General features: G+C 64.6%; 10 protein-coding genes. All 10 read left to right on the forward strand.

The annotated features are described in order from the left end of the window. Positions 1-5: 5 nt before the first annotated feature. The 10 genes from SOM28_RS15710 (at position 6) to pdeM (ending at position 13,381) form a co-directional block, all read left to right on the forward strand. A complete protein-coding gene (locus SOM28_RS15710) occupies positions 6-797 on the forward strand; it encodes a CheR family methyltransferase (protein WP_123069788.1) in 792 nt (263 codons plus the stop codon). Continuing rightward, on the forward strand, positions 794-1,399 hold the full coding sequence (locus SOM28_RS15715; protein ID WP_123069785.1) for a chemotaxis protein CheB: 606 nt from the start codon (positions 794-796) through the stop codon (positions 1,397-1,399). Before SOM28_RS15710 ends, SOM28_RS15715 begins: the two co-directional genes overlap by 4 nt. Next, positions 1,396-2,607 (forward strand): hybrid sensor histidine kinase/response regulator, encoded by a 1,212-nt coding sequence (locus SOM28_RS15720; RefSeq protein WP_123069784.1) that lies wholly within the window; start codon positions 1,396-1,398, stop codon positions 2,605-2,607. Before SOM28_RS15715 ends, SOM28_RS15720 begins: the two co-directional genes overlap by 4 nt. A 581-nt stretch (positions 2,608-3,188) precedes the next feature. Beyond that, complete coding sequence (gene ahpC / locus SOM28_RS15725) at positions 3,189-3,752, forward strand: alkyl hydroperoxide reductase subunit C (protein ID WP_123071406.1); 564 nt, start codon at positions 3,189-3,191, stop codon at positions 3,750-3,752. Between the two features lie 103 nt (positions 3,753-3,855). After that, positions 3,856-5,424 carry an alkyl hydroperoxide reductase subunit F gene (gene ahpF / locus SOM28_RS15730; protein WP_123071405.1) on the forward strand — a complete coding sequence of 523 codons (1,569 nt, stop codon included), beginning with the start codon at positions 3,856-3,858 and terminating at the stop codon, positions 5,422-5,424. A 458-nt stretch (positions 5,425-5,882) separates the two neighbouring features. Next, positions 5,883-7,595, forward strand: coding sequence for a RecQ family ATP-dependent DNA helicase (locus SOM28_RS15735; protein WP_320468677.1), 1,713 nt, complete (start codon positions 5,883-5,885; stop codon positions 7,593-7,595). A 9-nt stretch (positions 7,596-7,604) separates the two neighbouring features. Continuing rightward, positions 7,605-8,639 carry a ligase-associated DNA damage response exonuclease gene (locus tag SOM28_RS15740; protein WP_320468678.1) on the forward strand — a complete coding sequence of 345 codons (1,035 nt, stop codon included), beginning with the start codon at positions 7,605-7,607 and terminating at the stop codon, positions 8,637-8,639. Next, positions 8,632-10,266 carry an ATP-dependent DNA ligase gene (locus tag SOM28_RS15745; RefSeq protein ID WP_320468679.1) on the forward strand — a complete coding sequence of 545 codons (1,635 nt, stop codon included), beginning with the start codon at positions 8,632-8,634 and terminating at the stop codon, positions 10,264-10,266. Before SOM28_RS15740 ends, SOM28_RS15745 begins: the two co-directional genes overlap by 8 nt. After that, positions 10,263-12,734 carry a ligase-associated DNA damage response DEXH box helicase gene (locus SOM28_RS15750; protein ID WP_320468680.1) on the forward strand — a complete coding sequence of 824 codons (2,472 nt, stop codon included), beginning with the start codon at positions 10,263-10,265 and terminating at the stop codon, positions 12,732-12,734. Before SOM28_RS15745 ends, SOM28_RS15750 begins: the two co-directional genes overlap by 4 nt. Beyond that, positions 12,731-13,381, forward strand: a complete 651-nt coding sequence (gene pdeM, locus SOM28_RS15755) for a ligase-associated DNA damage response endonuclease PdeM (RefSeq protein ID WP_123071401.1) — start codon at positions 12,731-12,733, stop codon at positions 13,379-13,381. Before SOM28_RS15750 ends, pdeM begins: the two co-directional genes overlap by 4 nt. The last annotated feature ends 43 nt before the right edge of the window (positions 13,382-13,424 follow it).

The following is a 13,424-nucleotide window of genomic DNA, read 5'->3' on the forward strand; positions in this document are numbered from 1 at the left end:
TGCGGATGCTCGTCGAAGCCGTCTACCTGAAGTACAACTACGATTTCCGCGACTACACCGGCGCTTCGCAAAAGCGCCGGGTGCTGGTCGCCATGCGCGAGATGGAATGCGAGACGGTATCGGAACTGCAGTCGAAGGTGCTGCACGAGCCGAACGGTTTCGCCCAGCTGTTGCAGTACCTGACGATTCCCGTCACCGAGATGTTCCGCGACCCGGAGTACTTCCTGGCGGTGCGCGAGCAGGTGGCGCCTTTCCTCAAGACCTACCCGTCGCTCAAGATCTGGGTGGCCGGCTGCAGCACCGGCGAAGAGGTATATTCGCTGGCCATCCTGCTCAAGGAAGAGGGGCTGCTCGAGCGCAGCATCATCTATGCGACCGACATCAATCCCGAGTCGCTGGAGGCGGCGCGGCGCGGCGTGTTCCCGCTGGACCGCATGCGCCTGTATACCGAGAACTACCAGAAGTCGGGCGGCAAGGGCGCGTTCTCGGACTATTACACGGCCGCCTATGGCGGCGCGCTGTTCGAGCGCAGCCTGATGGAGAACGTGACCTTCGCCGACCACAGCCTGTCGACCGACAGCGTGTTCTCGGAAACCCACTTCGTCAGCTGCCGCAACGTGCTGATCTACTTTAACCGGCGCCTGCAGGATCGCGTGCTCGGCCTGTTCCACGACTCGCTGTGCCACCGCGGTTTCCTGGGCCTGGGCAGCAAGGAAAGCATCGACTTTTCCAGCTATGCCGAGCGCTTCGAATCGCTGGCCAGGCGCGAGCGCCTGTTCCGCAAGGTGTCGCCATGAATCTCGACCAGCAACTGGCCGCGGCCATGGGTTCGCGCCGCATCGAGATGGTGGTCATCGGCGGCTCGGCCGGCGGCGTCGACGCCCTGGTCGGCCTGGTGCCGGCGCTGCCGGCGGGATTCGGGCCGGCCGTGACCTGTATCCTGCACGTGCCGCCGGACCGCGACAGCCGCCTGGCCGAGCTGTTCGCCCTGCGCGCGGCGCTGCCGGTGCGCGAAGCGCAGGACAAGGAACCGATCCAGCCCGGCACCGTGTATTTCGCCGGTTCCGGCTACCACCTGTCGATAGAACAGGACCGCAGCTTTTCGCTCAGCTGCGAGCCGCCGGTGCAGTTTGCCCGGCCGGCGATCGATATACTGATGGAGTCCGCCGCCGACGTCTATGGTCCGGCGCTGGCGGGTATACTGCTGACTGGCGCCAATTTTGATGGCGCCGAAGGCATGTGCCGCATCCGCGAACGCGGCGGCCTTACCATCGTCCAAGACCCCGAAGAAGCGCAGGCCAGTACGATGCCCGAAGAGGCAATCCGGCGCTGCGCTCCGCACATGGTGCTGCCGCTGGCCGGCATCCGTGCCGTGCTGCCCCTGTTGGAGACCCCATGAACCAGGACCCAAGCAAAATTCTGATCGTCGACGACCTGCCGGAAAACCTGCAGGCGCTCGAGGCGCTGCTGCGCCATGACCAGCGCGCCATCTACCAGGCCGCCTCGGGCGAACAGGCGCTGGCGCTGCTGCTCGAGCACGAGTTCGCGCTGGCCATCCTCGACGTGCAGATGCCGGGCATGGACGGCTTCGAGCTGGCCGAGGTGATGCGCTCGACCACCCGCACGCGCCACATCCCGATCGTGTTCGTCTCGGCCGCCGGGCGCGAACTCGATTACGCCTTCAAGGGCTACGAGAGCGGGGCGGTCGACTTCATGTACAAGCCGCTGGACGCCGATGCGGTGCGCAGCAAGGTCAACGTGTTCGTGGCGCTCGACCAGCAGCGGCGCGAGACGCGGCGCCAGATGCTGGCGCTGGAACGGAGCCGGCACGAGCAGGAGGTGCTGCTGCGCGAGCTGAACCAGACCCAGCAGGAGCTGCAGCGCTCGCTGAAGATGCGCGACGAGTTCATGTCGCTGGTGGCGCACGAGCTGCGCACGCCGCTCAACACGCTGTTCCTGGAAACGCAGATGCGCAGCCTGCAGCTCAAGCGCGGCAACACGGCCGCCTTCGCGCCGCAGCCGATGGAAGCGATGATCCAGCGCGACGAGCGCCAGATCAAGTCGATGATCCGCCTGATCGACGACATGCTCGACGTCTCGCGCATGCGCAGCGGCAAGCTGTCGATCCGCCCGGCCCAGGTCGAACTGATGAACCTGCTGGAACGGGTGGTGAGCGACCTGTCGCTGCAGGCGGCCACCACCGGCAGCTCCCTGACCCTGCGCCCGCACGACGGCGTGACCGGCTGCTGGGACGAGTTCCGCGTCGAGCAGGTGATCGTCAACTTGCTGACCAACGCGCTGCGCTATGGCTGCGGCCAGCCGGTCGAGGTCAGCGTCGAGCGCACTGGCGACCTGGTGCGGATCGACGTACGCGACCAGGGCAAGGGCATCGCGCCATCCGACCTGGAACGCATCTTCGAGCCCTACGAGCGCGGCGCCCGCAACGGCGAGCCGAAGGGCCTGGGGCTGGGCCTGTACATCTCGCGCCAGCTGGCCATCTCGCACGGCGGCGAACTGCGCGTAACGAGCAAGCCCGGCGAAGGCTCGGTCTTCAGCCTGGTCCTGCCGTGCACCGACGTCCCCGTCTGCGCCGAAGCAGACGTCTAACCCACCCCTCCATCCTAATTAGGGTCAGAGTCGAATTGTTTGACAACTTTTGCGGATGAGCCGCTAATTCGACTCCGACCCTAGTTATCCGCCAAGCAATTGGCCAATAATTCGACTCTGACCCTAATTATTTCGGCCGCCAAAACGGCCAATTCTGCATACGCACGGAAATTGATCGGGCGAGGCGGTGGATGAGCACGCTATTTCAGGCAGCCTCAAGCACAAAAGCACCCCAAAATTAATTAGGGTCAGAGTCGAATTGTTTGACAACTTTTATGGCTGAGCCGTTAATTCCACTCTGACCCTCGCTGGCGGTAGAGCAATTGGCCAATAAATCTACTCTGACCCTAATTGTTGGGCTATTGCCTGGAGGGGCTAGCGAGACGGCGGTTGCACCCGCTTGCCATTTGCGACACACTGTCCGGGTTTGTTCGAGACCCTCCTTTGCCCAGGACGGCAGAGTTGCACTTGACTGATAGCTAAAATCAATCAAGAATATCGAATCAATCAATTTCACAAACGGCGGGCAGGGCGGTAAACTGCTTGTCATACGTTTCATCAACCCCCAAACAGGAGATTACATGTCCCTCATCAACACCCAGATCAAGCCGTTCAAAGCAACCGCTTACCACAACGGCAAGTTCATCGACCTGACCGAAGAGAACTTCAAGGGTACCTGGTCGGTGGTGATGTTCTACCCGGCCGACTTCACCTTCGTCTGCCCGACCGAACTGGAAGATCTGGCCGCATTCCAGCCGGAATTCGAAAAGCTGGGCGTCAATGTGTACGGCGTGTCGACCGACAGCCACTTCGCCCACAAGGCATGGCACGACACCTCGGAAGCGATCAAGAAAGTGAACTATCCACTGATCGGCGACCCAACCGGCGTCCTGTCGCGTAACTTCGAAGTCATGATCGAAGAAGAAGGCATGGCACTGCGCGGTACCTTCGTGATCAATCCAGAAGGCCAGATCAAGATCATGGAAGTGCACGACAACGGTATCGGCCGCGACGCTTCGGAACTGATGCGCAAAGTCAAGGCAGCCCAGTACGTCGCCTCGCACCCAGGCGAAGTCTGCCCAGCCAAGTGGACCGAAGGCGCAGAAACCCTGACCCCGTCGCTGGACCTGGTCGGCAAGATCTAAGCAAGACCCTGTAGTTAAGTAGCACCCGTGAACGGGCCGCTGCGGCGGCCCGTTTTACGCCCGGCCTGTATAAGTCAAGTTAATAGAATCAAAGGAAAACATCATGCTGGACGCAACCCTCAAGAAACAGTTGCAAGCCTATCTGGAAAAAGTGGTGCAGCCGATCGAGCTGGTTGCAGCGCTGGATGATTCGCCGAAATCGCGCGAAATGGATGAGCTGCTCAATGAGATCGCAGCCCTGTCCGACAAGATCACCGTTCGCCAGGAAGCCAACGAGCGCACCCCGTCGTTCGCGATCAACCGCGTCGGCACCGATATCGGTGTGCGTTTCGCCGGCATCCCGCTGGGCCACGAATTCACCTCGCTGGTGCTGGCCCTGCTGCACGTCGGCGGCCACACCATCAAGCTGGAACAATCCGTCATCGACCAGATCGCAGCCCTGGACGGCGACTACGTTTTCGAGACCTACATCTCGCTGTCGTGCCATAACTGCCCGGAAGTCGTGCAGGCACTGAACACGATGTCGGTCATCAACCCGCGCATCAAGGTCGTGACGATCGATGGCGGCGTCTTCAAGAAAGAAGTGGAAGACAAGCAGATCCTGGCCGTGCCGATGATGTTCCTGAACGGCCAGCATTTCGGCCAGGGCCGCACCAACGTCGAAGAGATCCTGTCGAAGATCGACGTCAAGGGCGGTGAGCGCAAGGCTGCCGAACTGAGCCAGAAAGACCCATTCGACGTGCTGATCGTCGGTGGCGGCCCCGCCGGCGCGGCAGCCGCGATCTACGCCGCCCGCAAGGGCATCCGTACCGGCGTGCTGGCCGACCGCTTCGGCGGCCAGGTGCTGGACACCCTCGCGATCGAGAACTTCGTGTCGCTCAAAGCCACCGACGGTCCGAAGTTCGCCGTCGCCCTGGAAGAACACGTCAAGGAATATGACGTCGACATCATGAACACCCAGCGCGCCAGCAAGCTGGTGGGCGGCAAGATGATCGAAGTGCATACCGAGAGCGGCGCCGTGCTCAAGTCGAAGTCGGTGATTATCGCCACCGGCGCACGCTGGCGCGAGATCAACGTGCCGGGCGAGAAAGAGTACAAGAACCACGGCGTGGCGTACTGCCCGCACTGCGACGGCCCGCTGTTCAAAGGCAAGCGCGTGTCGGTGATCGGCGGCGGCAACTCCGGCGTCGAAGCGGCGATCGACCTGGCGGGCATCGTCAAGGAAGTGACCCTGATCGAATACGGCAATGAGCTGCGCGCCGATGCGGTCCTGCAACGCAAGCTGTACTCGCTGCCGAACGTCAAGGTGATCAAGTCTGCCCAGACCACCGAGATCCACGGCGACGGCAAGATCGTCAACGGCCTGAGCTACAAGGACAGGATCAGCGGTGAAACGCACCGGCTTGACCTGGAAGGCGTGTTCGTGCAGATCGGCCTGGTGCCGAACGCCGAATGGCTCAAGGGCACAATCGACCTGTCGGCGCACGGCGAGATCGAAGTCGACGCCCGCGGCCACACTTCGCTGCCAGGCGTGTTCGCCGCTGGCGACGTGACCACGGTTCCGTTCAAGCAGATCGTGATCGCCGTGGGCGAGGGCGCGAAGGCATCGCTGGCCGCTTTCGATCACCTGATCCGCCTGCCGGTCGAAGAGGAAGAGCAGAAAGCTGCTTGATGACTGAGCGGGCCACGCGGCCCGCTAGGTCAAGAAAATGAACGCCGTCTTCCAGTGGAAGGCGGCGTTTTTTTATGGAGTGGAATCAGTGGAACGAGAACAGCAACGCCGACGACAGCGCGCCGGACTCCAGGAGAAACCAGGTGGCCGCGCTGGCAAGGGCCAGGTGGACTGCGGTCCAGGTCATAGGGCGGCGGGACATGATGGTTCTCCTGAAGATGGCGGGGCTGTGATTGATGGTCACAATAGTAAATGTCTAGCTGGACACCCGGCATCGGTCAAATATCCGTCTAGTTGTAGGACTAAACCTTGTCGAGAATTTGTGTCGCACAATTGACACAACCAGCTTAGCACCCTGCCTATAACGTGACGACCCCGCCAAAAGTTGACCTCCTACGCCTGAAGTAGGTGGCGTCCTATAGTCGAGTTGTCGCCGTACTAATAAAGTCGGCTTCATCATGACCCGACACGACCCCACCCTCATGCATCGCGGCCTGCTCGCCGTGCGCCGCAACACCATCCGACGCCTCCTGAACGCCGTGTTCGGCATTGCGCAGCTGCGCGAAGGCCAGCAGCGCGTGATCGACAGCGTACTCGACGGCAAGGATACCCTGGCCATCATGCCCACCGGCGGCGGCAAGTCGCTGTGCTACCAGATTCCGGCCAAGATGCTGGAGGGTATAACCGTGGTTGTTTCTCCACTAATCTCCCTCATGAAGGACCAGCTCGAGAAGCTGGAAGAGATCGGCATCCGCTCGGTCCAGGTCAACAGCAGCCTGTGCGCCGAAGAAGAACACGCCGCCCTCGAAGCGATCGCCAGCGAATCGTGCGAGATTGTGTTCTGCACCCCCGAACGCCTGGTCTCGCCCGAATTCATCGCCGTGCTGCGCAAGGTAACGCTCGACATCGTCGTGATCGACGAGGCGCACTGCATCTCGCAATGGGGCCACGACTTCCGCCCCGCCTATATCGGCCTGGCCACGGCAATCGAGGCGATCGGCCGCCCCCCGGTGCTGGCGCTCACCGCCACCGCCACCGACGAGGTGATCGCCGACATCGGCAAGCAGCTGGGCCGCAAGCTGAACGTGATCAATACCGGCATCTACCGCCCGAACCTGCATTACCGCGTGCGGCAAGTCACCAGCGCCGGGGAGAAATACCAGGAGGCGCTGCGCCTGGTGCAGGAGACACCGGGCGTGGGCATCGTGTATGCCGCCACCGTCAAGGTCGCCGAGGAGATGCTGGCCGTGCTCGAAGAAGCCGGCGAATCGGTCACCCTGTACCACGGCAAGCTGCCGTCCGCCGAACGAAAAATGAACCAGGACCTGTTCATGGCTGGCGAGCGGCGCGTGATGGTGGCCACCAATGCCTTCGGCATGGGCATCGACAAGAGCGATACCCGCTTCGTGATCCACCTGCAGATCCCGGCCAACCTCGAATCCTATTACCAGGAATCGGGCCGCGCCGGCCGCGACGGGCTGGACGCCGAATGCACGCTGCTGTTCCTGCAGGACGACAAGCGCATCCAGCAGTTCTTTCTGGTCAAGCACTATCCCGATGCGCAGGAGCTGCAACTGGTGCACGAGACCGTGCGCACCCTGGCCGAGGAGGGCGCCGTCACCGGCCGTCGCCTCGAGGACGCGCTGGAAGACATCGCCGACGCCAATATCAAGGTCTGCCTCAAGCTGCTCAAGGACGCCAAGCTGGTGCGCCAGAACCGCAAGCTGGACTACCTGCCCAGCGCGGCCGAACCGCGTCCGGGCGTGTACGCGCGCCTGGCCCAGGTGTATGTGCAGAAGCAGGAGCGCGACAAGGAGGCGCTGGAGCAGATGGTCGGCTATGCCGTCAGCGGCTTTTGCCGCTGGAAGCTGCTGCTCGATTACTTCGGCGACCGGGCGCCCGGTTTTGAAAGCTGCTGCAAGTGCGACAACTGCCTGAACCCGCCGGCGATGAGTCTCTCCGAAGACATCGTGATCCGCGACGACGAATTCGATCGCGAGCCGGCTGAAGAAGCGCCAAAGCCGAAGTTCGAGGTCGGCGGGCGCGCCAGGTCAGCCAAGTATGGCGAAGGGGTAGTAGTCGCCATCGCCGGCGAGCAGGTGACGGTCGACTTCCCCGACGGAGAAAGCCGCAGCTTCATGGCCGATTTCCTCGATCAGGTAGCCAGGTAAGGGATGCCGATGGGAGACATGGTCGTCGTCCGCAAGGAGGGGCTGTACTGCGTGCCGGGGGATTTCTATATCGACCCATGGCGGCCGGTGGCGCGCGCTGTCATCACGCATGCCCATGGCGACCACGCGCGCGTCGGCCACGGCCACTACCTGGCGGCGGCGCCCGGCATCGGCGTGCTCAAGTCGCGCCTGGGCGATATCTCGGTCGATGCGCTTGGGTATGGCGAGAAGATCGTCCACAATGGCGTGACGATCTCGCTGCACCCGGCCGGCCATGTGCTGGGATCAAGCCAGGTGCGCATGGAATGCGGCGGCGAAGTGTGGGTGGCGTCGGGCGACTACAAGGTCGAACCGGATAAAACCTGCGCGCCGTTCGAGCCGGTGCGCTGCGACACCTTCATCACCGAATCGACCTTCGGCCTGCCGATCTACCGCTGGCAGCCGGAAGCCCAGCTGATGGAAGAGATCAACGCCTGGTGGCGCAAGAATGCCGAGGAAGGGCGCTGCAGCGTGGTGTTCGCCTATTCCTTCGGCAAGGCGCAGCGCATTCTCGCGGGACTCGATCCCTCAATTGGCCCGATTGTCTGCCATGGCTCGGTCGAGCCGCTCAACCGCGCCTACCGCGCGGAAGGCGTCGACATTCCGCCGACGGTGCTGGTCACCGATATCGAGAAGGCGGCCCTGCGGCGCGCTTTGGTCGTGGCGCCGCCGTCCGCCAGCGGTTCGACATGGATGAAGCGCTTCGGCGACTACAGCGATTCCTTCGCCAGCGGCTGGATGCTGCTGCGCGGCGCGCGGCGCCGGCGCGGCGTCGACCGCGGCTTCGTGCTGTCCGACCATGCCGACTGGCCGGGCCTGATGAGCGCCATCAAGGCGACCGAGGCCCAGCGCGTGATCGTCACCCACGGCTCCATTCCGACCCTGGTGCGATGGCTGTGCCAGAACGGGCTGGATGCGTCGGGCTTCGAGACCGAGTACGGCGATGAAGAAGACGATGCAGTGGAGAAGCCATCGCCACCGGCAGCAGGAGACACCAATGCGTGAATTCGCGCGCCTGTACGCCGACCTCGACGAAACCACATCGACCACCCGCAAGCTCGACGCGCTGCAGGGTTATTTTGCCAATGCCGCGCCCGAGAACGCCGCCTGGGCAGTCTACTTCCTGGCCGGCGGCAAGCCGCGCCAGGCGGTGCCGACCAAGCTGCTGCGCCAGTTCGCCATCGAATACGCGGCACTGGACGAATGGCTGTTCGACGAGTCCTATCACGCGGTGGGCGACTTCGCCGAGACCATCGCCCACATCCTGCCGCCGCCGACCGAACGGTCCGACGTGGGCCTGGCCGAGTGGATGGAACAGCGCATCGGGCCCTTGCGCGGCGCAGATCCTGGCCGCATTCGCGAAGCCTTGTTCACATACTGGAACGAGCTCGATTGGCGCGAGCGCTTCCTGCTCGTAAAACTGATCGGCGGGGGCTTTCGGGTCGGCGTCTCGAAGCTGCTGGTCACGCGCGCGCTGGCCGCGATCGCCGCGGTCGACAGCAAACTCATTGCCCAGCGCCTGATGGGTTGGACCGACGGTCGCGTGAAGCCGACGGCCAGCGGCTTCCTGCAACTGATCGCCGAGCAGTCGGACGAAGAACACAAACTGCGCGGTGGCCAGCCTTACCCCTTCTTCCTGTCGCACCAGCTCAATGGCGATCCGGCCAGCCTGGGCGAGCTCGATGACTGGCTGGTCGAATGGAAGTACGACGGCATCCGCGCCCAACTGGTGCGGCGAGACGGCCAGAGCTTCCTGTGGTCGCGCGGCGAGGACCTGATCACCGAGCGCTTTCCCGAGCTGGCGGCGGCGCGCCTGCCCGACGGGATGGTGCTCGATGGCGAGGTGCTGATCTGGCAGCCGGCTTCCGACCTGCCTTCTCCTTTCGCCGACCTGCAGAAGCGCATCGGCCGCAAGACCCTGTCCGCCAAGCTGCTGGGCGAGCTGCCGGCCGTGCTGTGCTGCTACGACCTGCTGGAGCTGGACGGCGTCGACCTGCGCGGCCTGCCGCAGCACGAGCGGCGTGCGCTGCTCGAAGTGGAAGTGGCCAAGCTGGAGCAGCCGCAGCTGCGCCTGTCGCCGCTGGTCCATGCCGACAGCTGGGAGGCGCTGGCCGTGCTGCGCGCCGGCTCCCGTGCGCTCAGCGTCGAGGGCATGATGCTCAAGTCGCGCACGGCGCATTACGGCGTCGGCCGCACCAAGGACGTCGGCACCTGGTGGAAGTGGAAGATCGACCCGTATGCCATCGACGCCGTGCTGCTGTACGCCCAACCGGGTAGCGGCCGGCGCGCCTCGCTCTACACCGACTACACCTTTGCCGTCTGGGACGGCGAGGGTGCCGAGCGCAAGCTGGTGCCGTTCGCGAAAGCCTATTCGGGCCTGACCGACGCCGAGATCGCCCAGGTCGACAACACCATCCGGCGCACGACCATCGAGAAATTCGGGCCGGTGCGTTCGGTCAAGCCGACCATGGTGTTCGAGATCGGCTTCGAGGGCATTGCGCTGTCGCCGCGCCACAAGGCGGGGATCGCGGTGCGCTTTCCCCGCATCCTGCGCCGGCGCACCGACAAGCCGGTGGAGGAAGCCGATACGCTCGACACGCTCAAGGGCTTGCTGGAGGCGGCCACCGCATGAGTCGTAATCCAGTGAGCACCCGCATCGACGCATGGTTGTCCAGCCGCGGCTGGACCGCGTTCCCATTCCAGCGCGCGGTGTGGAAGGCCGCATTGAAGGGCGAATCGGGCCTGCTGCATGCGAATACCGGCGCCGGCAAGACCTTTGCCGTCTGGTTCGCGGCCCTGCAGCGCGCCGGCCTGGAGACGGGAAGAGCCAAGGCGGGCCTGCGCGTGCTGTGGATCACGCCGATGCGCGCGCTGGCGGCCGACACCCAGCGTGCGCTGGAAGATTCCACCGCCGAGCTGCTGCCCGAATGGCGCATCGGCGCCCGTACCGGCGACACCAAGCCGGCCGAGCGGGCGCGCCAGGCGCGCAGCATGCCGGCGGCCCTGGTGACGACGCCCGAGAGCCTGACGCTCATGATCAGCAATGCGGCCGCCCATGAACAGTTCCGCCACCTCGACATGATCATCGTCGACGAGTGGCATGAACTGATGGGCAGCAAGCGCGGCGTGCAGGTGCAGCTGGCGCTGGCCAGGTTGCGGCGCTGGCGTCCCGAACTGCTGGTATGGGGCGTGTCCGCGACGATGGGCAATCTCGACCTGGCGCGCCAGGTGCTGCTGGGAGGCGAGGAGGGTGCGGATAAGGGCGTGCTGGTCGAAGGCGACACGCGCAAGAAAATCGTGGTCGACAGCCTGATCCCCGAAAACGTCTCGCGCTTTCCCTGGGGCGGCCACCTGGGCCTGCAGATGCTGCAGCCGGTGATCAAGGAGATCGAAGGACACGAGGCGACCCTGGTGTTTACCAATACGCGCTCGCAGGCCGAGATCTGGTACCAGAACATCCTGGAGGCGCGGCCCGACTGGGCCGGCGTGATCGCGCTGCACCACGGTTCGCTCGACCGCGAGGTGCGCGAGTGGGTCGAGCTGGGCCTCAAGAGCGGCATATTGAAGGCGGTGATCTGTACCGCCAGCCTCGATCTGGGCGTGGACTTCTTGCCGGTCGAGCGCGTGCTGCAGATCGGCAGCGCCAAGGGCGTGGCGCGCCTGCTGCAGCGCGCCGGCCGCAGCGGCCACGCGCCGGGCCGGGTATCGCGCGTGACCCTGGTGCCCACCAATAGCCTGGAACTGCTGGAAGCGGCCGGCGCGAAAAAGGCGGTGGCGGCGCGCCGCATCGAGGGCCGCTATGTGCCGAACAAACCGTTCGACGTGCTGGTGCAGCACCTGGTGACGGTGGCGCTAGGCGGGGGCTTTCGTTCCGAAGAGCTGTATGAGGAAGTGCGCCAGGCCTGGTCCTACCGCCACCTGACGCAGGAAGAATGGCAGTGGGCGCTCGACTTCGTCGCGCGCGGCGGCCAGAGCCTGACCGTGTATCCCGAATACCGCCGCGTGCTGCCGGACGAGGAGGGCGTCTACCGCGTGCCCGACAGCGCCATCGGCCGCCGCCACCGGATGGGCATCGGCACCATCATGTCGGATGCCACGATCCAGGTGAAGTTCATGACTGGTGGGCGCATCGGCAGCGTGGAGGAATCCTTCATCTCGCGCCTGAAGCCCGGCGACCGCTTCCTGTTCGGCGGGCGCATCCTGGAATTCGTGCGCGTGCACGAGCTGACCGCGTTCGTGAAGCGCGCCACCGGCACCCGCGGCGCGATCGCGCGCTGGCAGGGCGCCAAGATGCCGATGTCGAACGAGCTGGCCCACGCCGCATTGGAGGAGCTGCGCCTGGCCGACCAGGGTGTGTTCGACGGCCCGGAGATGCGCGCCATCGAGCCGCTGATCGACATCCAGCGGCGCTGGTCGGCGCTGCCGACGAGCGAGGTACTGGTGCTCGAGTCGATGAAGAGCCGCGAGGGCCACCACCTGTTCGTGTATCCATTCGCGGGCCGCTCGGTGCATATGGGCCTGGCGTCCCTGATCGCCTTTCGCGTCGGCCGCGTGCAGCCGATCACGTTTTCGATTGCCATCAACGACTACGGCTTCGAGCTGATGGCGCCCGAGCCGGTCGACTGGGCGCGCATATTCGACGCGCCGACCGGCGCCGGCGTGGACCTGTTCGATACCGACCGCCTGCTGGAAGACGTGATCGACAGCCTGAATGCGACCCAGCTGTCGCAGCAGCGCTTCCGCGAAGTGGCGCGCATCGCCGGCCTGGTGTTCTCGGGCTATCCGGGCCAGCCGAAGTCGAATCGCCAGCTACAGGCCTCGTCTTCGCTGTTCTTCGAGGTGTTTCGCAAGCACGACGCCGGCAACCTGCTCCTGACCCAGGCCGAGCGCGAGGTGATGGAGCAGGAGCTCGAGCTGACGCGCCTGCGCGACACGCTGACCGAGCTGCACGCGCGGAGGATCGCCTATCGTGAGGTAAAACGGGCGACGCCATTCGGGTTTGCCCTGATGGTCGAACGCTTCCGCGAAAAGGTCAGCACCGAGAAACTCAATGACCGCGTGGCGCGCATGCTGCGCGAGCTCGAGAAGGCGGCGGCATGAGCGGCGTCATGGTGGAGGTCGCCGGCGAATCGCTCCTGCTGTTGCCGGAAAAGGCCATCTATTGGCCGCGCGAACGGATGCTGATCATCGCCGACATCCATTTCGGCAAGGCGGCCGCCTTCCGCGCGCTGGGGGTGCCGGTGCCGCGCGGCACGACTTCGGAAAACCTGGCCGGCCTCGACGCCCTGGTGGCGGCGCACGGCGTGCGCCAGGTCGCGTTCCTTGGAGACTTCTTGCATGCGCGCGCCGCCCACGCCAGCTCGACCCAGCTGGCGATGCTGGCCTGGCGCGGGCGTCATCCCGATCTGGCCTTGATGCTGGTGCGCGGCAACCACGACCTGCACGCGGGCGACCCGGCGGCGGCGCTGGGGATGGCGCTGGTGGACGAGCCGCATGCGATCGGGCCGTTCGCCTTTTGCCACCATCCCGGCGTCGACGCCGCCGGCTATGGCCTGGCCGGCCACGTGCACCCGGTCTATGTGTTGGCGACGCGCTTCGACGCGCTGCGCCTGCCGTGCTTCGTCGTCGGCGAGCAGGGATTGATCCTGCCATCGTTCGGCGCGTTTACCGGCGGCCACGCGGTCAAGCCGGGGCCGGGCGACCACATCTATGTGACGTCGGGCGACGCCGTGCACGCCGTCTGCTAGTCATGCCTGCCATTGGTTCGTAAGCGTACGGACCTTGCTTTTT

Origin of the sequence: Massilia sp. CFBP9026 (assembly GCF_034045165.1) — a bacterium.
Lineage (GTDB): Bacteria > Pseudomonadota > Gammaproteobacteria > Burkholderiales > Burkholderiaceae_D > Telluria > Telluria arenae.

Excerpts from the sequence above, each read along its gene's own strand:
- ahpF (WP_123071405.1), top strand. The coding sequence starts at position 3,856 with ATGCTGGACGCAACCCTCAAGAAACAGTTGCAAGCCTATCTGGAAAAA.
- SOM28_RS15720 (WP_123069784.1), top strand. The coding sequence starts at position 1,396 with ATGAACCAGGACCCAAGCAAAATTCTGATCGTCGACGACCTGCCGGAA.
- SOM28_RS15710 (WP_123069788.1), top strand. The coding sequence starts at position 6 with ATGCTCGTCGAAGCCGTCTACCTGAAGTACAACTACGATTTCCGCGAC.
- SOM28_RS15745 (WP_320468679.1), top strand. The coding sequence starts at position 8,632 with ATGCGTGAATTCGCGCGCCTGTACGCCGACCTCGACGAAACCACATCG.
- ahpC (WP_123071406.1), top strand. The coding sequence starts at position 3,189 with ATGTCCCTCATCAACACCCAGATCAAGCCGTTCAAAGCAACCGCTTAC.
- SOM28_RS15715 (WP_123069785.1), top strand. The coding sequence starts at position 794 with ATGAATCTCGACCAGCAACTGGCCGCGGCCATGGGTTCGCGCCGCATC.
- SOM28_RS15735 (WP_320468677.1), top strand. The coding sequence starts at position 5,883 with ATGACCCGACACGACCCCACCCTCATGCATCGCGGCCTGCTCGCCGTG.
- pdeM (WP_123071401.1), top strand. The coding sequence starts at position 12,731 with ATGAGCGGCGTCATGGTGGAGGTCGCCGGCGAATCGCTCCTGCTGTTG.
- SOM28_RS15740 (WP_320468678.1), top strand. The coding sequence starts at position 7,605 with ATGGGAGACATGGTCGTCGTCCGCAAGGAGGGGCTGTACTGCGTGCCG.
- SOM28_RS15750 (WP_320468680.1), top strand. The coding sequence starts at position 10,263 with ATGAGTCGTAATCCAGTGAGCACCCGCATCGACGCATGGTTGTCCAGC.